Here is an 18,907-nt window from a genome sequence, read left to right as displayed (position 1 = left end):
AATCGCTCCGTTTTTGATGGTATTCACGGATATGCCGAACTCCAGCTTTGCCCATCGACTCGCGGTTTCCAGCGTCCTGCCCCGGCTCTCCGTCGGCATGCCGGACGCTGTAAACATTGGATTCCTCGGGCCGCTCAGCGGTCAAGTGGAGTCTTGGGGGCTGCCCGGACTGCATGGCTGCCGGATCTGGGAGGATTGGCTCAACCGGACCGGCGGTCTCTTGATCAACGGCCGTCGCTATCCGATCAGGATCGTCGAGTTCGATTGCGGCTACGATGCCGGGCGGGCGCTGGAGGGGGCACGCCATCTGATCGAGCGCCATGACGTCAAGCTTCTGATGATGCTGGGCGGCGATACGATGGCTGAGATCAGGGATTATCTGCGCCAGCGCAAGGTGCTGACGTCGACCTTGCTGCCGAGCGACCTGTCGCCTGATACGCCATATCTGATCGCGCCCAGCGAACTGCACCCGATCTTCAATGTCACGGGGGTGGAGTGGCTGGCGCAGGCAAGGCCCGAACTGCGGACGGTGGCGATCTGCAGCCAGACCGATGCGCTTGGCCTGCCGTCGCTGGCGACCTATCGCGCCGCCTTCAAGGCGGCCAAGCTGCGGATCGTCAGGGAGATCCAGTACGATCCCGACACGACGGATGCGGCCGCAATCGTCCAGCCGATGCTGGATTCGGGTGCCGATGTCCTGTGCTGGTGCACCAGCTACACGCCGATGGTCCATGCGATGACCGAGTACGCTTATGCGCAGGGCTTCAAGGGCCAGATCATATCCTGCACGCTGGACTATTACGACCAACTTGTCGCACGAACGTCCGTCGAGTTCATGGAGGGCTTCGTCTTCCAGTTTCCGGATTTCGACGACGAGAAGCTGAACGACAAGACCTTCTTCTTCAACCAGCCGAAGGGCTTTTTCGACGAGTACAACAGTCGCTTCCCCGGCACCTGGACCGCGGTGAGCTGGGAATATGTCGCCATCCTCGACATCTGGCATGCGGCGGTGGAAAAATCGAACAGCGTCAATCCCGCCTCCGTGCTGGCGGCCATGAAGCAGCTTGGCCACGTCACCCACGCCTTCGGCCCGGCGCATTGGTGGGGCGAGAGCATGTTCGGGATCGACAACGCGCTTGTCGGCGATTGGCCGGTGGTGACGCTGAAGGGCGGCAAGGCGAAGATCGCCGCCTTCGGCTCGATTCCGCGCTGGCTGAAACGCCATGGCGGCCTGCTCAAGCAGGAGATGTCGGATCTGGGTCAGCTTTGGGATCAGCGCCTGCGGGCCAGCGGCAACGGCACCGCCCTGCAGGCAAGGACGCCGGAATCAGTCCTGCAGAAGTAGCTTCTGCTCCTCGACCAGATGCAGCTTGATGAATTCGACGGCCCGCTCGACGTCGCGGGAGGCAATGGCGTTGAACAATGCGTTGTAGCGCTGCTGGTATTCGAGGATCCGCTTAGGCGACAAATGCCGGCGAAGCTGCGTGGTTCGGAAGCTGACCCGGCAGGCCTCGATCGCCAGATTGTAGCAGGACGCCAGCAGGGGGTTGTGTGTTCCTTCGGCGATCTTGCGGTAGATTTCCTCTTCGCATTTGACGAAGGCGGCGACATCGGTGTGCACGTTTTCGATCTGCGACATCAGCTGTTCGAGGTCCCAGACTTCGCGCGGGGTCATGTTGATGACCGCGAGGCGGACCATTTCGGGCTCGAGGATGCCGCGCACGACAAGGTGGTCCAGTGGGCTGGTTTCCAGTGCGACCGAGCTCTCGGCCCTTTCAGGCACTTCTTCCGAGCGATAGGTGACGAAACTGCCGCTGCCGGGCCGCCGTTTGATGACCTTGCGGTCTTCCAGCACATCCAGCGCCTCGCGCACCGTGTTGCGGGCAACCCCCATCTCCGAGGCCAGCGCGCGTTCCGAGGGAAGGCGCGTGTCGAGCGGATATTCCTCTGACTGAATCTTGGCAAACAGCCGGTCGAGCACGGTCTGCACCGTCGCCCCTACCGAATAGGAGGCGATGATTTGCGATGTGAGTTGACCGGTTTCAACCTTCATTGCGCGACCTTGCATGTCAGTTCCGCCTCATGGCCACGGCACCGGACGAATCCTAGCGCAGTGCAGTCCAAGTTTGAAATATTTATCGAATCTGGTCCAGTACACGGTCGAACGGGCCGGGACAATTGCACGACCGGCAGCAGACAGATCGTCGCTTGCGTCGCCGGCAGGCTGCGTGCCGGACGGTCCCTTCATCGCATTTTCCGGCAGCGCGACGAAACGAAGTCTTGCGGCAGCGGCAAAATTGGGTATTCTTCTGGCTCAAATAAGTTTACACACAGGCAAGTTTTAGGCGAGGTGGCGATGACGATTTCAGTCTACCCGGAAGTTGTGGCCGGCCCGCCGCGTCCGAGCCTGATCCTGCAGCCTGGTCTGTTGGTGCCCGGCATGGAGCGCTACCACGTGCCGGGCTCGGGTGCGGTGTTGATCGACATCGAGGCCGGCGATCATGTGACGGTGCGCAATCTCGAAGGCGGACAGGCGTGCGAGCTGGTGGCCTTCGATGCTGCCGGCCGTGCCGATCCGGGTATTCTCGGCACACGCTCGAACAGCGATGCGTCGGGGCTGAAGGCGCTGCTCGTCGATGGCGATGACAGTTTGCAGAAGTTCCGTTTGGGCCTCGCCCGCCGCAAGCTCGAGCTTGGCCGGGTCGAAGCGGTGCGCTTCTTCGACGGGTCGACGCCGGCCGGTACCGAGGAGAGTTTTGTCGCTGCCCGCGCCGGCTCGCTGGTCGTTGCCGCACCCGGTGCGCCGATGGCGGTCGACAGCCAGGACACCTCGACGCCTCTTGTGGTGATGGTCAAGCGGGCCAAGCTGCGCACGGCTCCTGGCGGTTTCGACCTGCCCGATCCGCTCGCCGATCCGGTGCTCGATCTCCGGGTCAAGTCGAAGACGGCGGAGAGCTACTTCGTCAAGGCCGGTGACTACATCCAGATCATCGACGTCGATGGCCGCCAGTGCACCGACTTCCAGTGCTTCTCCGCCCGCAAGCTCGACAAGGGCCGCGACCTCGCGCTTGACGTCACCGCCACCCGTTCGCTGATGGGCCATGCCTATCCGATGCCAGGCCTGCATGCCAAATATTTCGACCAGGATTTCGAACCGCTCGTCGAGGTGGTGCAGGACACCTGCGGCCGCCATGACGCCTTTGCGCTCGCCTGCTACGCCAAATATTACGACGACATCGGTTATCCCGGCCACATCAACTGCTCGGAGAACTTCAACGGTGCGCTTGTACCGCATGGGGTGAATGCCCGCGCCGGCTGGATGGCGGTCAACTTCTTCTTCAACACCGGCATCGATGCGCATGGCGTGATGTTCTCCGACGAGCCCTGGTCGCGGCCGGGCGACTATGTGCTGCTGAGAGCGCTGACCGACATCGTCTGCGTCTCCTCTGCCTGTCCCGACGACACCACGCCGGCCAATGGCTGGAACCTCACCGACATCCACGTCCGGACCTACTCCGGCAACAACAAGTTCCAGCGCGCGATCGCCCGACGCACGACCCCGGAGGCAGAACCCAAGATGACCCGCGAGACCGGCTTCCACGCAAGCTTTGCCAAGCACACCCGCAACTTCATCGAATACAAGGGCTTCTGGCTGCCGCAGGAATTCGCCAAAGAGGGCGCCATCGAGGAATACTGGGCCTGCCGCCAGAAGGCGGTGGTGATGGACCTCTCCGCCCTGCGCAAGTTCGAGGTGACGGGCCCCGATGCCGAAGCGCTGATGCAGTACACGCTGACCCGCGACGTCAAGAAGCTCGGCATCGGCCAGGTCGTCTATACCGCCATGTGCTACGAGCATGGCGGCATGGTCGACGACGGCACGCTGCTCAGGCTCGGCAAGGACAATTTCCGCTGGATCTGCGGTGACGACTATTCCGGTGTCTGGCTGCGCGAGCAGGCGGAGAAGCTCGGCCTCAAGGTGCTTGTCCGCTCCTCGACCGACCAGATGCACAACATCGCCGTCCAGGGCCCGAACAGCCGCGACATCCTGAAGGAGATCGTCTGGACGCCGCCGCACCAGCCGGCACTCAGCGAACTCGAATGGTTCCGCTTCACCATCGGCCGCATCGGCGATGCGACCGGCGTGCCGATCGTGGTGTCGCGCACCGGCTACACCGGCGAGCTCGGCTACGAGGTCTGGTGTCATCCGCGCGATGCCGAGACCGTCTTCGATGCGGTGTGGGCAGCCGGCCAGCCGCATGGGCTGAAGCCGATGGGTTTTGCTGCCCTCGACATGGTCCGCATCGAGGCCGGCCTGATCTTTGCCAATTACGAGTTCTCCGACCAGACCGACCCGTTCGAGGCCGGCATCGGCTTCACCGTGCCGCTCAAGACCAAGACCGACGACTTCATCGGCCGCGAGGCGCTGATCCGGCGCAAGGACAATCCGATCCACCAGCTTGTCGGCCTCGACATCGATAGCAATGTCACTGTCGGCCATGGCGACTGCGTCCATATCGGCCGCGCCCAGATCGGCATCGTCACCTCGTCGATGCGCTCGCCCATCCTCGGCAAGAACATCGCACTCGCCCGCGTCGAGGCACACCATGCCAATGTCGGCACCGAGGTCGAGGTCGGCAAGCTCGACGGCCAGCAAAAGCGCCTGCCGGCCAGGATCGTGCCTTTCGCCCACTACGACCCCAAGAAGGAACGCCCGAGGTCATAGGCAACCGGCACAACAACATCACCCCGACAATGCAAAAGCCCCGCAACAGCGGGGCTTTCTGTTGGTAGAGGCGGCTGATTTGGCTTATTCAGGTTCACGGATGGCGCTGGGGAGGGGGCATCGTGGACATATTTGCTTGGTCGCCGCTGGTCATGACGCTGCCCTTCATCATTGTCGGGGGCGCAGCCTTTTTCCTTGGCGCCGGGTTCCTGGCGTTTTTCGCCCGGCAGGCGGCTGACAACCCGCTGACGATGCCGGTCGCTGCCTTCGTCGGCACCATTGCCACGGCATGGGCCCTGTCGCTGGGTTTCACCGCAGCCGACGTCTGGTCGGTCAATTCCCGCGCCAGCCAGGTCGCGAGCGAGGAGCGATCCTCGATGATGCGGCTTGCCGGCATGGCAAAGCCCGAGGCTCTCGCCTCCGCCGAACTCATGGCAGGCCTCGTCGCCTACAATGATGCTGTCGTGTCGATGGAATGGCGCAACGCAAACCGGTCGCCCGAACAATCGGTCGAGCAGGCGCTGCAGAGTATCCGCCTTGCTCTGATCGATCTGGCGAAGGCGGGGCATCCCGACCCGGTCATCGGCCAGATGGTGCAGGATTTCGACGAATTGCAGGATGCTCGCAATTCGCGTCTCGCCATCGGTACGAGCTCGGTCAACCAGCTCAAATGGTATCTGGTGCTGTTCCTGACGATGCTGTCGGCGATCGTCGTCGGCGCGGTCCACGCCGACAGGCCGCATGCGGGCAGGAAGGCGATCCTGATCTTTGCCGTCACCGCAGGCGTCAGCCTGTGGATCCTGGCCCTGCACGCCAACCCCTATGTCGGCGTGGCACAGGTGACTTTGGGCGAGGTTCGGCTCTAGCGCCATTCCAGGAACACTGTGCAGCGGTTTTCCGTCCGGAATTGCGCGGAAACGATCACGCCGCCCGCCTCGGGCCGTCAGCGCTTACCGCGCACCGGCTCCGACGTCAGGCTGGCATAAGCAAGGGCCACGGCAAAGAAGCCGAAGGCGGAAAGCACGGCGGCAACGACAATGATGGTTTCGGTCGGCATGTCATTTCTCCAATCTGGACATGCCCTGATATGATCCCTCTTGCCGGGGCAGCGCCTTGATCTGGATCAACGGCTCTGGCCTGCGGCCACGGTTACGCGACGTCGCCGCTGCGGCCCGGCGCTGTGGGTCGCGAGCCAAGCCTCGGCCTGGCTGCCCGGCATCGGAAAGGCGATGCCATAGCCCCGCACCGCGGGGCAGCCGAGGTCGTTCAGCCATGACAGCTCGACGTCGGTCTCGGCACCTTCGGCGATGATGCCAAGGCGGCGCGCCAACGCGATGATCGCTTTGACGATCTTGGTATTGGCCAGGTTCTTGTCGCCTTGTGCCAGCGCCTCGATGCCGATGACCTTTCCGCCCTGCAACGACACCCGGGCGGGTAGTACACGGCGAAAGCCTCGCTCGTGACGGCGTCGCGCAGCTCGCGCTCGAGATTGGCCTTCTCCTCGAACTTGTCGCGCAGCGTCGTTGCGAAAAGCTGGTATCCGCCCCGGCCTTCGGCCTTGGCAAGGTAAAGCGCCAAAAGTCGGCGTTGACGATCAGGTCAGCGACCGTGCCGTGCCGTCGCGGAACAACGCTATGCCGGCGCTGGCGCTCGGTTTCAGCACGGCAAATTCCAGCGGCTGCTTGAACCCGGTGACGATGCGCTCAGCTACGTCGATGGCGTCGGCTTCGGAGCCGACATCATTGAGGATGACGGTGAACTCGTCGCCACCGAGGCGGACGCAGACGTCGGAATCGCGGACGTTGGTGACCAGCCGCATCGCCGTTTCGATCAGCACGGCGTCGCCCGCCGCATGCCCCATCGTGTCGTTGATCGTCTTGAAGTGGTCGAGGTCGAGATGGATGACGGCCATCATTTCGCCCTTGCGCTTGGCGGTGGCCATCGCCGTTTCCATGTAGTCGTTGAGGAAGGCTCGGTTGAAAAGGCCGGTCAGGGCGTCGTGGTTGGCGGCGAAATTCATCTGGTCGCGCGCCTTGAGCAATACGCTGGTGCAGGACGCCACCCGGCGCACTAAATTGCCGTTGAATGGTGAATCTGCTTGCCGATGCAGGCATGCCGCATGGCTGACGAAGGTCAACGCGGATGGCGTGACTGTCGCATCTCGCCGAGCTTTTGCGGCAAGGTCTCGTCGAGTTCTTATGGCCAGCATTGAGCAGCACGCGCTTGGGAGTTGCGAGCCATCTGTATCAAGGGAAGGGGTAAGTGGTGCCCAGACGCGGATTCGAACCACGGACACGCGGATTTTCAATCCGCTGCTCTACCAACTGAGCTATCTGGGCCTAGTTCCAGGATCGGGCGAGAGCCTTGATCCGGATGCCTTGAGTGGTGCGCTGCACCCTGAAAGCGGGTGGGTTATAACACGAGATTTGCCGCTGTCCAGCGCCCGCGAGATGTTTTTCTGGAAGAAATCACAGGCCGTTGCGTAAGCTGCAAATGCCGCACGACGTTATCAGCCGGCTTCGCTGTTTCCGTCCGAATCCTCGTCTTCGTCGTCGCGGACCGGAATGGCGTAGCTGCCCGAAAGCCAGCGGTTGAGATCGACCGCCTTGCAGCGCGGCGAGCAGAACGGATAGGTCTCGCGCGCCGAGGGCTTGCGGCATTCGGGGCAGGAGATCTTGGCACGCAGTGGCGTGACGACGGCAGCTGGCTTGTCGGTCATACGCGCGCGCCGGCCTGCCAGTTGAGCTGGACTTGGTAGCCTTCACCCAAAAGCAGCGACGTCGTCTCGTAGAGCGGCAGGCCGACCACATTGGTGTAGGAGCCGACGAGCTTGACCACGAAGGTGCCGGCGAGGCCCTGGATGCCATAGCCGCCGGCCTTGCCGCGCCATTCGCCCGAGGCGAGGTAGTTGTCCATGTCCTGCTTCGACAGGCGCTTGAAGCGCACGCGCGTCTCGACCAGCCGCTGGCGCAGCTTGCCCGCAGGCGTCACCAGCGCGAGGCCGGTATAGACGCGGTGCGAGCGGCCCGAAAGCAGCTGCAGGCAATGCAGCGCCTCGTCGGAGGTCTCGGCCTTGGGCAGGATGCGCCGGCCGACGGCAACGACAGTGTCGGCGGCAAGAATGAAGCCGGAAGCAGGTTCCGCTTCCTTGGAAAGCACGTCGTGCGCCCTCTGCGCCTTGGTCACCGACAGGCGCTTGGCCAGCGAGCGCGGATGTTCGGCCCGCATCGGGCGTTCGTCGACATCCGCCGGGAACAGTCGGTCAGGCTCGATGCCGGCCTGCTGCAACAGCTCGACACGGCGGGGCGAACCCGAGGCAAGCACAAGCTTTTGCAGATCGCTCAATCGTTGATCCTGTAGGCTGAGACCGGCCGGCGTGCTTGCAGCAGGCGGCTTACTTGAAGCGGTAGGTGATACGGCCCTTGGTCAGGTCGTAAGGCGTCATTTCGACGAGGACCTTGTCGCCGGTGAGGACGCGGATGCGGTTCTTGCGCATGCGGCCGGCGGTATGGGCGATGATTTCGTGTTCGTTTTCGAGCTTGACCCGGAACATCGCATTCGGCAACAATTCCGTAACAACGCCCGGGAACTCGAGGACTTCTTCCTTCGGCATTCGGTACCTTTGGTTTGGATGACTTTCCGGCGACCTGGCCGGAATTTTCGCGGAACCTATATGATATTCCACGCTTTGTGAACACGCTTAATCGGCGTCGTTTCCTTGTGCCTCGGCGGCAAATCGTTTGGCCATTCTGTGCTTCAGCCGTTCGCGGACGTCACGGTAGGCGTGCATGATCTGGTCGCGCGTGCCTGTGACGGCTGTCGGATCGGGCGTCGGCCAGTATTCGACGTCGACCGCCATCGAGCGGGTGAATTCCAATGCGGCGTGGTGCGCTTCGGGTGCAAGCGTGACGATCAGGTCGAAATAGTCATCCTCGAGGTCATCGACGGTGCGCGGCTGGTGCTCGTTAAGCCCCATGCCTTCCTCGGCCAGCACGGCATCGACGAACGGGTCGCGGTCGCCTGCGCGCACGCCGGCCGACGTCACGAATACCGATGCCGGCAGGTGGTGGCGGGCGATCGCCTCGGCCATTGGCGAGCGGACCGAATTCATCCGGCACATGAACAGGACAGAGCGTGGAGAGCTGCCGTTTGCCGCCATCCTCATCCGCGCCAGTGCAATACGCAGATCAGCGTGAACAGGCGGCGCGCAGTGTCGAAGTCGATCTCGATCTTGCCGGAGAGACGGTCGAGCAGGGTTTGCGAGCCTTCATTGTGCAGGCCGCGCCTGCCCATGTCGATCGCCTCGATCTGGCTCGGGGTCGATGAGCGGATGGCCTCGTAGTAGCTTTCGCAGATCATGAAGTAGTCCTTCACGATCCTGCGGAACGGCGTCAGCGACAGGATGTGGGTGACGACCGGTTCTCCATGTTCACGCGAGATGGCGAAGACGAGCCGCGCGTCGACGAGTGACAGCTTGAGCCGGTAGGGACCATGGCCATCGTCGTTGATCGGGTGAAAGCTGTTTTCCTCGATCAGGTCGAAGATCGCCACCGCGCGTTCGTGCTCCACGTCGGGCGTCGAACGGCCGATCGATTCGTCGAGTTCGACGTCGACCAGGCGGGAGCGTGCGTGGCCTTTGTCGGACATCGCCGCCTACATGTTCAATCTGATGGCGACGGAGCGCGCATGCGCGTCGAGACCCTCGGCCTTGGCCAGCGCGATCGCTGCAGGAGCAAGCTCGCGCAACTGCTCGGGACCAAGCTTCAGGATCGAGCTGCGCTTGACGAAGTCGAGCACCGTCAGGCCAGAGGAGAAACGCGCCGAGCGGGCCGTCGGCAGCACGTGGTTGGAGCCGCCGACATAGTCGCCGATGACTTCGGGCGTGTGCTTGCCGACGAAGATCGCACCGGCATTGCGGATGCGGCCGAGCAGCGTCTCGGCATCGGCGACCGCAAGTTCGAGATGCTCGGCGGCGATGCGGTCGATCAGGGGAATGGCGGTGTCGAAGTCGTCGACGATGATGACCGCGCCAAAGTCGCGCCAGCTTGCGGCAGCGGTTTCAGCACGCGGCAGGAGCTTGATCTGGCGCTCGACCGCAGCTTCTACCGACTCGCCGAAGGCGGCATCGTCGGTGATCAGGATCGACTGTGCCGACACGTCGTGTTCGGCCTGGGCGAGCAGGTCGGCGGCGAGCCAGTCGGGGTCGTTGTCGCTGTCGGCGACGATCAGCACTTCGGAAGGGCCGGCGATCATGTCGATGCCGACGGTGCCGAACACCTGGCGCTTGGCTGCTGCGACATAGGCGTTGCCCGGGCCGACGATCTTGGCGACGGGCCTAATGGTCTCGGTGCCATAGGCGAGGGCGGCAACGGCCTGGGCGCCGCCGACACGGTAGATTTCCGAGACGCCGGCGATGTCGGCTGCGACCAGCACCAGTGGATTGATGACGCCGCCTGATGCCGGCACCACGATGACGATGCGCTCGACGCCGGCAACCTTGGCCGGAACGGCGTTCATCAGCACCGAGCTCGGATAGCTCGCCGTGCCGCCGGGAACGTAGAGCCCGACCGCCTCGACGGCGGTCCAGCGCGAGCCGAGCTCGACGCCGATCGGATCGACATAGCGGTCGTCCCTGGGCATCTGCCGGGCATGGTGCGAATGGATGCGGTCGCGGGCAAAGCGCAGGGCCTCGACCGTCGCGGGGTCTGCATCCTGGTAGGCCTGGTCGATGTCGGCGCGGCTCACCGCGATGCCGAGCGCAGTCAGGTCGGCGCGGTCGAATTTCATGCTGTAGGCGATCAGTGCCGCATCGCCGCGGACGCGCACGTCGTCGATGATGGCGCGCACTGTCGCATCGACGTCGGGAGAAATCTCGCGCTTCGTAGTCAGGAAGGCGGCGAAGCGCTTCTCGAAGTCTGCGTCTGATTGGCGAAGCGTGATGGCCATTGTCTGGAAATGCTCAGGTATTGTGGATGGGTCGGGAAGAGGCCTGCCAGGCAGCGCCGGTGTCGGTTAGCCTGGCCTCGATGACTTCGACATCGAGGCGGATGGCGGCGTCGCCGGAAAACAACAGCTCGATCGTGCCGGTCGGTCCTTCCTCCTGCGCGAAGCCGATCGCCAGGAGCTCCAGCACGTCGTCGGTCTTGGCGCGGGAAATGCCCTGCAGTTGCGCCGACAGAACGCGATCGAAATGCAGGATCGACCTGCGCCGCTCATATTTCGGCCTGAAGAAACCCTTCTTGGTTTCCCAGGCGAAGCGGTTCATTGCCAGCGCAAAGCGCTTCGCCGGCGCATCGAAGGCGATGTCGCCGACCCTGATCACCGCATCCTGCACATGCGCCGAAACGATCTCCAGATCTTCTTCGTCAAGGGCGACTAGTTTGAGCAGGTTCATGTTCGGTCGGCTGCCTGTGCGGAAAAGTAATGCTTCCGGCTTTGTTAGGCGGTCTTGATGCAGCGCGCAACCGCGGGAGGAGAGGGGAGTAAGCTAATAGGGGAGTAGCGGAATGAGGAGTTGAGAAGAGGCCCCTGTTCCCTTACTCCCTTGTTCCCCTACTCCCCTTCGTTCAGCCGCTGATGCGCTCGATCACCGCGCCGCAACGCGACAGTTTTTCTTCCAGGCGCTCGAAGCCGCGGTCGAGATGGTAGACGCGGTTGACCACCGTCTCGCCTTCGGCGGCGAGGCCGGCGATGACCAGTGACACAGAGGCACGCAGGTCGGTCGCCATGACGGGCGCGCCCTTGAGCTTGGAGACGCCTTCGACGATCGCCGTCTGGCCCGACAGGGTGATATGGGCGCCGAGGCGGGCGAGTTCCTGCACATGCATGAAGCGGTTTTCGAAGATCGTCTCGGTGATCTTCGACTTGCCCTTCGACATGGTCATAAGGCCCATGAACTGCGCCTGCAGGTCGGTCGGGAAGCCGGGGAAGGGCTCGGTGACGACATCGACCGGGGTGATGCCCGAGCCGTTGCGCAAGACGCGGATGCCGGAATTGGTCGGGATGATCTCGGCGCCGGTGCGCGACAAAACGTCGAGTGCGCCCTGCAACAGGTCGGCGCGCGCGCCTTCCAGCAGCACGTCGCCGCCGGTCATTGCGACAGCCATGGCATAGGTACCGGTCTCGATGCGGTCGGGAATGACGCGGTGGCGCGCGCCCGAAAGCGAATCGACGCCTTCGATGGTGATCGTCGAGGTGCCCTGGCCGGTGATCCTGGCGCCCATGGCGTTGAGGCATTCGGCGAGGTTGACCACTTCAGGCTCGCGGGCGGCGTTTTCGAGCACCGTCTCGCCGCGGGCAAGCGTTGCCGCCATCATCAGCACATGGGTGGCGCCGACCGAGATCTTGGGGAAGGTGTAGCGGTTGCCGGTGAGGCGGTTCTTGGCCGATGCCAGGATGTAGCCGTTCTCGACCTCGATCTTGGCGCCCAGCGCCTGCAGGCCGTCGATGAACAGGTCGACGGGGCGCGTGCCGATGGCGCAGCCGCCCGGCAGCGACACCTTGGCCTCGCCCATGCGGGCGAGCAGCGGGCCGATGACCCAGAAACTGGCGCGCATCTTGGAGACGAGCTCGTAAGGTGCTGTCGTGTCGACGATGTTGCGCGCGGTAAACGAGATTGTGCGCGAATAGCCTTCGCCTTGGCGCTCGCGGCGGCCGGAGACGGAATAGTCGACGCCGTGATTGCCGAGAATGCGGATCAACTGCTCGACGTCGGCCAGATGCGGCACGTTTTCGAGCGTCAGCGTGTCGTCTGTCAGCAGCGAGGCGATCATCAGGGGAAGGGCTGCGTTCTTCGCGCCCGAGATCGGGATGGTTCCGGTCAGCTCGTTGCCGCCGACAATTCTGATGCGATCCATTGGCCGTCGTTTCTCCGGGCGATCCCGGTTCTGGCGAGAAATTTTCTTGCCGCCCGTCTAGACCATCGCGCTTTCCGGTTCAAGAAAGGCGGATTTTGCGGTCTTTGGGCGCCAGGCGCCTGCCGTCGCCGGTCAGGCTTTCTCGGGTTTCTCCATCTCACCCTCTGATGCCGCCAGGCCTTCAGGCCTGGTATCGGCCTCGCCGGTGCGGCGCGAGCGCGCCTGCGCCTTGCGTTTCATCAGGTTGGCGCGCAGCTCGGCCGCGAGCCGCGCCTGACGCTGTTCGGCACCGCTTGAGGGCGTTTTCTTAGTCGACGACATGTGGTGGTCCCCGCTTGCCGATCGTTCATAGCGGCTTCGCAACTGATATGGCCAGTATTGTGGCGTAAGCGGGCCTGTGGAAAATGATACACGATTTCGGGCAATTGATAACTTGCGCTCCCGGGAATCATGTGGCACAAGCCGCCCCGTTCACGGAATGCTGCCGTAGCTCAGTGGTAGAGCACTCCCTTGGTAAGGGAGAGGTCGAGAGTTCAATCCTCTCTGGCAGCACCATTCACTCCAGAAGAAAAATCTTCGGTCTTGCATGCGCACAAACGGCTACGCGCCGTGGCCTTTGCGACCACAAGCGCGCGATGTTGCGGATGCGAGCGAGTGCTACGCCTTGGCGAGCGGCGATCTTGCCAGGGCTTTCAGGCTAGACAGCCGACAAAATCCGCTGCCGATATCCCAGAACGCGCGTTTGCTTTGTTCCCTGCGGTTTAGGCTGTCTACTTGGGGCGCTGACGGCGCTGGCAGCCGAAAGCCGAATGGCTCCGCCGGCAGGCCGCCGCGTTCGCTCCAGTAGCCGTCGAGGTCGGCCTGCATCAGCTTCCGGCGTTTGCGGCGGCGCTGGTTGATGACGTGGGTGGCGTTGGACACCGCCATGATGTGGGGGGCGGAAACCAGGCCGTGCAGGGCGAGCAGCATGGCGTCCTTGGGGCGCAGGCCGCCGAGGCAGCGGGTGGCTGATATGACGGCGCGCTTGGCGTCAGCCCCTTTCGGCCCTTGCATGCCGCCGATCGCCAGGGTTGGCGTGCCGTCCTCGCCACGGATGAAGACGAAGCTGGCCGTCCACAATGTGTAGTCGTCGCTCGCCCGCGACAGCTTGATGGCAAAGACGCCTTCATGACGGCAGCCGCAGTGGTCGGCCAAAAGCATCTGCATTTTGTAGGTTTCATGGCGACCGCTGACGCTGCCCATGTCGAGGCGTTCGCCGCGCCAGAGGGCGGCGAGATCGTCGTGGCGCAACAGTTCGGCGGCCAGCTGGAAATGCGTCTTCATCATGCCGAGGCGAACTGGGCTCGAAATTCCGGTGATGAAAAAGACGTCGAGCGATTTGCGCAAAAGGTCGTCATGCGGCCGGCCGAGCGCCTGTTTCAGGGATAAATCGCCGAGAAAGCTGATCCAGCCGAAGGTGCTGACCGGCCGACAGGCGAATCGCAGGCAGAACACCGCCGAGCGCTTGAGTGAGATGCGGGCGCCGAGGCTGAGCATCTGGAGGAATACCGACGGCCGGCGGCTATCTCGCCTCGTCGGCGACTGGGCCGGCAGCAGGTTGCGCTGGTCCAGTTCCGGTTTCCATTCGTGTCGCACGTGACAGCTCCTTCAGACTGCGTCTGCCGGCCCGAGACAGTGGGCTGGCGAAGCGATCTAAGGGGCGCTGCGCATTGCGCCTGCATTGCAAGACAAGCGTGCGTCGTTGGCGCTGATTCGAATAATTCGCTGGAAGCGGCTTAAGACAGCAAGAATTGTAGTTGAAGCGTAGTGGCTTGTCGTGGAAATGACGGAACAGAATCGGCGTCGCGGACGGCTCGACGTCGGTCCTAAAGCTGTGATTCGATTGGCAGGTAGCTGATCACCTTGGCCACCAGCCGCCGCCGCAGGCTGGCCTGCGGTTCGTGCCTGAGCTCGCGCGGCCCGCTGTCGGCACTGTCGGTCCAGACCAGCTTGTCGTCATGCAACGACAGCCTGAAGGCGCTGCGCGGAGAGGTCTGGGCCGAGATCACCGCCCCGACCTCGCGCGCCAGTTCCTCCTGCCTGAACAGGACGCCCATCTCGGTGTTGAGCGCGGCCGATCGCGGGTCGAAGTTGAACGAGCCGACGAAACCGGCCTCACCGTCAGCGATGAATGCCTTGGTGTGCAGGCTCGCACCCTTCGAGCCGAACAGCGACATGTCGGTGCGGTCCTCGTCGGGTTTCAGTTCGTAGATGCCGACGCCGTTCTCGAGCAGTGGCTTGCGGTAGCGGACATAGGCGCCGTGGACGGCGGCGACATCGGTGGCGGCCAGTGAATTGGTCAGCACCGTCACCTCCACACCGTTGCGGGCCAGCGCCGTCAGCTCGCGGGTACCGGTCTCGCCGGGAATGAAATAGGGCGAGACAATGCGCAGTTCCCGCCGGGCCGAGGTCAGGATCGGCCGGATTGCCGTCATCAGCCAACTGTCCTGGCCTGTGCCGGATGCTTTTTCCGGCGGGTCGGAGGCGACTTTCGCCTCGCCGGTCCAGCGCAGCCTGCCCATGCCTGACGATGACCATTCCCGGCTCTCTTCGGCGACACGGTGGATATAGGGCTCTGCCAGGCCGGTGGTTGCCGTGCGCTCCAGCCGCTTGCGCAGGGCGGGAAGGTCGCCCCTCGCCATGCCGGTGACATGACGGATCGGCAGCACCGCCTCGCTGTTCCAGAAACCGTCGAAGATGGCTTCGGTCTGCTGGACAACCGGGCCGGCAAGCAAAAGATCCATGTCGCGGAAATTGGCGTCTTCCGAAGCGTCGAAATAGGCGTCACCGACATTGCGCCCGCCGACGATGGCCAGCCTGCCGTCGGCAACCCAGGCCTTGTTGTGCATGCGCCGCGTCGTGCGCACCGCGCGCAGGACCAACTCCAGCCCGCGCTGCAGGCCGAAGGCGCGTGCCCAGCTCGGGTTGAACAGGCGGACCTCGATGTTGGGGTGGCTGTCGAGGGCGAGATAGTTCGGATCGTAGCCCTTGGCGTTGATGTCGTCGAGGATCAGCCGAACGCGTACGCCACGGTCGGCGGCGCCGAGGACCTCGCGGGCGAGCAGGCTGCCGGTCAGGTCATCCTTCCAGTAGTAATATTGCAGGTCGAGGCTCCGCTGTGCGTGGCGCGCGGTGTAGGCCCTGATGGCGAAGGCATGCAGGTTGGAGGAAAGCAGCGCCAGCCCGCTTTGTCCGGGGTGGTCGGCAAGGAGCGGGGTGACCAGCCGGTCGAACTGGGTATCGCCGTCCGACGTCGGCAATACGCGGGAAGCGGCACCCCGCGCGCGTTTGGCGAAGCGGCCATAGGCATAGACCGCAAGCAGCGAGGCGATGACCAGGATACCGACAACTGCTATGACGACTGCCACGAGTTTCATGCGTCAGGCGACCCGCAGGCTTTGATTGGGAACCATGTGCCGACGACAGCATTTCGGTGGAAGGCCATCGTGACGCATGTGGTAAACCTCGAATACCTCGACCATATAGGTTACTGTTGGCAAAACGCCTGCCGCAACTGAACACGAATTTCCCAGAGATTCCAGACGAGTGATGGCTAGCAGTCCAGGCTTTGAGAATTCAGCAGACGCAGGTGTCGCGCACCGGCCCTCGACGCTGGAGCAGGACGATCCGTTGTCGACCACCGAGGCCGGCGCGCACAGCGAAATCGTCGTCGCCTCCTACAATGTCCACAAATGTGTCGGGCTCGACCGCCGCTTCGATCCGCAGCGCACGATGCAGGTCATTTCCGAGATCGGCGCCGACGTGATCGCCTTGCAGGAAGCCGACCAGCGTTTTGGCGATCGGGCAGGGCTGCTCGACCTGGAAGCGGTCGAGCGCGAGACCGGGCTCGTCCCGGTGCCACTGGCCGGCCGGCGCAAGAGCCATGGCTGGCATGGCAATGTCGTGCTGTTCCGCAAGGGTTCGGTCAGTTCGGCACGACAGATCGTGCTGCCGGGGGCGGAGCCACGCGGTGCCGTGGTTGTCGACCTGGAGCTCGAAGCTGGGCCGCTCCGGATCATCGCCGCGCATTTCGGCCTGTTGCGTCATTCCCGCAAGCTGCAGGCAGGCACACTTCTGACCGCTGCCGAACTGCACAGCGACAAGCCGACGGTACTTGTCGGCGACCTCAACGAATGGCGGCTGGGCAAGCGCTCGTCGCTGCGCAGCCTGGAACCTGCTTTCGGGCCGATGCACGCCATCGTTCCGAGTTTTCCCTCGCGCTTTCCGGTACTGGCACTCGATCGCGTCATGGCAAGGCCGCACAGCCTGCTCACCGAGCTCCAGGCGCATGATACGGCGCTGGCGCGCATCGCCTCCGATCACCTGCCGATCAGGGCCGTCATTCGGCTGAACGCCAAGGGCAACGGCCTCGCCGAGGCCGCCTGATCACTGCACGACGAAGGATCGCTTATCCGCGCTGCCGGTCTCCGGCGTGCGCCGCGCGACCGTTGCTTGGCAGCGAAAAGCCGCGAAGTCGGCCGTCCCTGACTACAGCGAAGGTGCAGGCGGGCAAGAGCTGCCATCGATGCCGATAATGCGTGGCCCGGACCCGCGCGAGATAATGTAAACAGATAGCCGCAACGCGAAGTTTCGACTTTACGGACGAAAAGCCATGGCCAAATTCCTCCCACTGTCGCTAGCGGTCGCCGACAATCTCAACGATGGCGACACCGTGGCCTTCGAAGGGTTCACGCATCTCATTCCCACTGCCGCCGCGCATGAGGCGATCCGCCAGGGCTTGAAGGACCTGACGCTGGTGCGCATGACGCCCGACCTGATCTACGACCAGATGATCGGCATGGGCATGGCGAAGAAGGTGATCTTCTCCTACGCCGGCAACCCGGGCGTCGGCCTGCTCCGCCGCCTGCGCGATGCCGTCGAGAACGGTTTTCCGCATGCGCTCGAAATCGAGGAGCACAGCCATGCAGCTATGGCCAATGCCTATGAGGCGGGCGCCGCCGGCCTGCCTTGCGCCATCTTCCGTGGCTACCGCGGCGCCGATCTCGCCCACGTCAACCCGAACATCAGGTCGGTAACCTGCCCGTTCACCGGCGAGGTGTTGGCGGCGGTGCCGTCGGTTCGGCCCGACGTCACCTTCATCCACGCCCAGAAGGCCAACAGCAAGGGCGACGTGCTGGTCGAGGGCATCATCGGCATCCAGAAGGAAGCGGCCCTTGCCGCCAGGCGCGCTGTGGTGACCGTTGAGGAGGTGGTCGACAATTTCGACGACCTGCACCCAAATCTCACAGTGCTGCCCAACTGGTCGGTGACGGCGATCTCGGTCGTGCCGGGTGGGGCGCACCCATCCTACGCGCATGGATACTATGTGAGGGACAACGCGTCCTACCTCGAATGGGACGACATATCAGCCGACCGTGACCGCTTCCGCGACTGGATGCAGAAGAACGTCATCGAAAAGACCGCCGACGACTTCGCATCCCGCGTCGTACAGCTGAGGAGCGTTGCATGAGCGTGACAGGCTTTACCCCCAATGAAATGATGACCATTGCTGCCGCGCGCGCGCTCAAGGGCGACGACGTCTGCTTCGTTGGCATCGGTGCGCCGTCGGCTGCCTGCAACGTCGCCAGGCTGACGCATGCGCCCGATATCACGCTGATCTACGAGTCCGGTACTATCGGCACCGCACCCCAAGTGTTGCCGCTGTCGATCGGCGATGGCGAATTGTGCGACACCGCCGTCACCACCGTCTCGGTGCCGGAGATGTTCCGCTACTGGCTGCAGGGCGGGCGCATCTCGATCGGTTTCCTGGGTGCAGCCCAGCTCGACAGGTTCGGCAACATCAACACGACCGTCATCGGCGACTATGCCCATCCCAGACGCGCCTGCCGGGTGGCGGCGGCGCGCCGGAGATCGCGACGTCGTCCAAGGAGATCTACATCACCATGGCGCAGTCCAGGCGCGCCATGGTCGAAAAGATCGACTTCTACACCTCTTTCGGCCACGGCGACGGCGGCGACCATCGTCAGCGCCTCGGTATCGCCACCAAGGGGCCGACGCTGTTGATCACCGATCTGGCGGTCTGGAAGCCGGACTCAGTCACCAAGGAATTCACCGTCGTGTCGCTGCATCCGGGCGTCGGCCGCGACAAGGTGCAGGAGACCTGCGGCTGGACTGTCAAGTTTGCCGATACGCTCGAGCAGACGCCCGAGCCGACCGAACTGGAACTGCAGACATTGCGTGAACTCAACGCACGCACCGATGCTGCCCACAAGGGCACGGCTGTCGGCGCGAGGCGAGGATCGAAGGACGGTTGAGGTCTATGCCCACC

Annotated in this window: 19 protein-coding genes, 2 tRNA genes and 1 pseudogene; 7 read left to right on the top strand and 15 right to left on the bottom strand. The window is 63.5% G+C overall.

Annotated features, from left to right (window positions below; genetic code table 11):
• Positions 1-16: 16 nt before the first annotated feature.
• Positions 17-1,345 (top strand): ABC transporter substrate-binding protein, encoded by a 1,329-nt coding sequence (locus tag DY201_RS23385; protein WP_425358744.1) that lies wholly within the window; start codon positions 17-19, stop codon positions 1,343-1,345.
• Here DY201_RS23385 and DY201_RS23380 read toward each other — a convergent pair.
• Positions 1,328-2,053, bottom strand: coding sequence for a FadR/GntR family transcriptional regulator (locus DY201_RS23380; RefSeq protein ID WP_115733289.1), 726 nt, complete (start codon positions 2,051-2,053; stop codon positions 1,328-1,330). The two genes, DY201_RS23385 and DY201_RS23380, sit on opposite strands and share 18 nt — an antisense overlap.
• A 303-nt stretch (positions 2,054-2,356) precedes the next feature.
• Here DY201_RS23380 and DY201_RS23375 point away from each other — a divergent pair, with 303 nt between their 5' ends.
• On the top strand, positions 2,357-4,723 hold the full coding sequence (locus DY201_RS23375) for a trimethylamine N-oxide demethylase (RefSeq protein ID WP_115733288.1): 2,367 nt from the start codon (positions 2,357-2,359) through the stop codon (positions 4,721-4,723).
• 122 nt (positions 4,724-4,845) lie between these two features.
• Positions 4,846-5,589, top strand: coding sequence for a bestrophin-like domain (locus DY201_RS23370; RefSeq protein WP_245432078.1), 744 nt, complete (start codon positions 4,846-4,848; stop codon positions 5,587-5,589).
• Between the two features lie 257 nt (positions 5,590-5,846).
• Here DY201_RS23370 and DY201_RS23365 read toward each other — a convergent pair whose 3' ends face one another.
• The 12 genes from DY201_RS23365 to DY201_RS23310 form a co-directional block, all read right to left on the bottom strand.
• Entirely contained in the window at positions 5,847-6,143 is a 297-nt protein-coding gene (locus tag DY201_RS23365; RefSeq protein ID WP_165915804.1) for an EAL domain-containing protein, read from the bottom strand.
• 174 nt (positions 6,144-6,317) lie between these two features.
• Positions 6,318-6,785, bottom strand: a complete 468-nt coding sequence (locus tag DY201_RS23360) for a GGDEF domain-containing protein (RefSeq protein ID WP_165915803.1) — start codon at positions 6,783-6,785, stop codon at positions 6,318-6,320.
• 201 nt (positions 6,786-6,986) lie between these two features.
• A tRNA-Phe gene (locus DY201_RS23355) sits at positions 6,987-7,062 on the bottom strand.
• 170 nt (positions 7,063-7,232) lie between these two features.
• Positions 7,233-7,442, bottom strand: coding sequence for a DNA gyrase inhibitor YacG (gene yacG, locus DY201_RS23350; protein ID WP_115733285.1), 210 nt, complete (start codon positions 7,440-7,442; stop codon positions 7,233-7,235).
• On the bottom strand, positions 7,439-8,068 hold the full coding sequence (locus DY201_RS23345) for a Maf-like protein (RefSeq protein WP_115733284.1): 630 nt from the start codon (positions 8,066-8,068) through the stop codon (positions 7,439-7,441). Before DY201_RS23345 ends, yacG begins: the two co-directional genes overlap by 4 nt.
• 49 nt (positions 8,069-8,117) lie before the next feature.
• On the bottom strand, positions 8,118-8,336 hold the full coding sequence (infA, locus tag DY201_RS23340; protein WP_006200926.1) for a translation initiation factor IF-1: 219 nt from the start codon (positions 8,334-8,336) through the stop codon (positions 8,118-8,120).
• Between the two features lie 87 nt (positions 8,337-8,423).
• Complete coding sequence (locus DY201_RS23335) at positions 8,424-8,888, bottom strand: arsenate-mycothiol transferase ArsC (RefSeq protein WP_165915802.1); 465 nt, start codon at positions 8,886-8,888, stop codon at positions 8,424-8,426.
• Positions 8,885-9,370 carry a UPF0262 family protein gene (locus DY201_RS23330; protein ID WP_115733283.1) on the bottom strand — a complete coding sequence of 162 codons (486 nt, stop codon included), beginning with the start codon at positions 9,368-9,370 and terminating at the stop codon, positions 8,885-8,887. Before DY201_RS23330 ends, DY201_RS23335 begins: the two co-directional genes overlap by 4 nt.
• A 6-nt stretch (positions 9,371-9,376) precedes the next feature.
• On the bottom strand, positions 9,377-10,669 hold the full coding sequence (hisD, locus tag DY201_RS23325) for a histidinol dehydrogenase (RefSeq protein ID WP_115733282.1): 1,293 nt from the start codon (positions 10,667-10,669) through the stop codon (positions 9,377-9,379).
• Between the two features lie 13 nt (positions 10,670-10,682).
• On the bottom strand, positions 10,683-11,117 hold the full coding sequence (locus DY201_RS23320) for a DUF2948 family protein (protein WP_115733281.1): 435 nt from the start codon (positions 11,115-11,117) through the stop codon (positions 10,683-10,685).
• A gap of 172 nt (positions 11,118-11,289) precedes the next feature.
• Entirely contained in the window at positions 11,290-12,579 is a 1,290-nt protein-coding gene (gene murA / locus DY201_RS23315; RefSeq protein ID WP_115733280.1) for a UDP-N-acetylglucosamine 1-carboxyvinyltransferase, read from the bottom strand.
• A 132-nt stretch (positions 12,580-12,711) separates the two neighbouring features.
• A complete protein-coding gene (locus tag DY201_RS23310; protein ID WP_115733279.1) occupies positions 12,712-12,900 on the bottom strand; it encodes a hypothetical protein in 189 nt (62 codons plus the stop codon).
• A gap of 159 nt (positions 12,901-13,059) precedes the next feature.
• On the opposite strand from DY201_RS23310, the gene DY201_RS23305 reads away from it, so the two are divergent.
• A tRNA-Thr gene (locus DY201_RS23305) sits at positions 13,060-13,134 on the top strand.
• A gap of 102 nt (positions 13,135-13,236) precedes the next feature.
• On the opposite strand, the gene DY201_RS23300 is transcribed toward DY201_RS23305, so the two are convergent.
• A complete protein-coding gene (locus tag DY201_RS23300) occupies positions 13,237-14,214 on the bottom strand; it encodes a DUF535 family protein (protein WP_131922225.1) in 978 nt (325 codons plus the stop codon).
• A 230-nt stretch (positions 14,215-14,444) separates the two neighbouring features.
• Positions 14,445-15,995 (bottom strand): phospholipase D family protein, encoded by a 1,551-nt coding sequence (locus DY201_RS23295; RefSeq protein ID WP_115733277.1) that lies wholly within the window; start codon positions 15,993-15,995, stop codon positions 14,445-14,447.
• Positions 15,996-16,167: 172 nt separating this feature from the next.
• Between DY201_RS23295 and DY201_RS23290 the strand changes: the two genes are divergently transcribed.
• From DY201_RS23290 to DY201_RS23280, 3 genes and pseudogenes are all read left to right on the top strand, one after another.
• Positions 16,168-17,004: an endonuclease/exonuclease/phosphatase family protein gene (locus tag DY201_RS23290; RefSeq protein ID WP_115733276.1), complete on the top strand. Its 837-nt coding sequence runs from the start codon at positions 16,168-16,170 to the stop codon at positions 17,002-17,004.
• Between the two features lie 226 nt (positions 17,005-17,230).
• Positions 17,231-18,088: a CoA transferase subunit A gene (locus DY201_RS23285; protein ID WP_115733275.1), complete on the top strand. Its 858-nt coding sequence runs from the start codon at positions 17,231-17,233 to the stop codon at positions 18,086-18,088.
• Positions 18,085-18,893, top strand: a pseudogene (locus DY201_RS23280) (CoA-transferase subunit beta). The gene DY201_RS23285 and the pseudogene DY201_RS23280 overlap by 4 nt, the downstream one beginning before the upstream one ends.
• Positions 18,894-18,907: the final 14 nt, after the last annotated feature.

It is taken from the genome of Aminobacter aminovorans, from assembly GCF_900445235.1.
GTDB classification, from domain to species: domain Bacteria; phylum Pseudomonadota; class Alphaproteobacteria; order Rhizobiales; family Rhizobiaceae; genus Aminobacter; species Aminobacter aminovorans.
This window is presented reverse-complemented; position numbering and strand designations above follow the sequence as displayed.

What these genes read in the sequence shown, in the direction of transcription:
- DY201_RS23295 (WP_115733277.1), bottom strand. Translation starts at nt 15,995, where the DNA reads ATGAAACTCGTGGCAGTCGTCATAGCAGTTGTCGGTATCCTGGTCATC.
- murA (WP_115733280.1), bottom strand. Translation starts at nt 12,579, where the DNA reads ATGGATCGCATCAGAATTGTCGGCGGCAACGAGCTGACCGGAACCATC.
- DY201_RS23320 (WP_115733281.1), bottom strand. Translation starts at nt 11,117, where the DNA reads ATGAACCTGCTCAAACTAGTCGCCCTTGACGAAGAAGATCTGGAGATC.
- DY201_RS23310 (WP_115733279.1), bottom strand. Translation starts at nt 12,900, where the DNA reads ATGTCGTCGACTAAGAAAACGCCCTCAAGCGGTGCCGAACAGCGTCAG.
- DY201_RS23380 (WP_115733289.1), bottom strand. Translation starts at nt 2,053, where the DNA reads ATGAAGGTTGAAACCGGTCAACTCACATCGCAAATCATCGCCTCCTAT.
- DY201_RS23385 (WP_425358744.1), top strand. Translation starts at nt 17, where the DNA reads ATGGTATTCACGGATATGCCGAACTCCAGCTTTGCCCATCGACTCGCG.
- DY201_RS23335 (WP_165915802.1), bottom strand. Translation starts at nt 8,888, where the DNA reads ATGAGGATGGCGGCAAACGGCAGCTCTCCACGCTCTGTCCTGTTCATG.
- yacG (WP_115733285.1), bottom strand. Translation starts at nt 7,442, where the DNA reads ATGACCGACAAGCCAGCTGCCGTCGTCACGCCACTGCGTGCCAAGATC.
- infA (WP_006200926.1), bottom strand. Translation starts at nt 8,336, where the DNA reads ATGCCGAAGGAAGAAGTCCTCGAGTTCCCGGGCGTTGTTACGGAATTG.
- DY201_RS23375 (WP_115733288.1), top strand. Translation starts at nt 2,357, where the DNA reads ATGACGATTTCAGTCTACCCGGAAGTTGTGGCCGGCCCGCCGCGTCCG.
- DY201_RS23290 (WP_115733276.1), top strand. Translation starts at nt 16,168, where the DNA reads ATGGCTAGCAGTCCAGGCTTTGAGAATTCAGCAGACGCAGGTGTCGCG.
- hisD (WP_115733282.1), bottom strand. Translation starts at nt 10,669, where the DNA reads ATGGCCATCACGCTTCGCCAATCAGACGCAGACTTCGAGAAGCGCTTC.
- DY201_RS23285 (WP_115733275.1), top strand. Translation starts at nt 17,231, where the DNA reads ATGGCCAAATTCCTCCCACTGTCGCTAGCGGTCGCCGACAATCTCAAC.
- DY201_RS23330 (WP_115733283.1), bottom strand. Translation starts at nt 9,370, where the DNA reads ATGTCCGACAAAGGCCACGCACGCTCCCGCCTGGTCGACGTCGAACTC.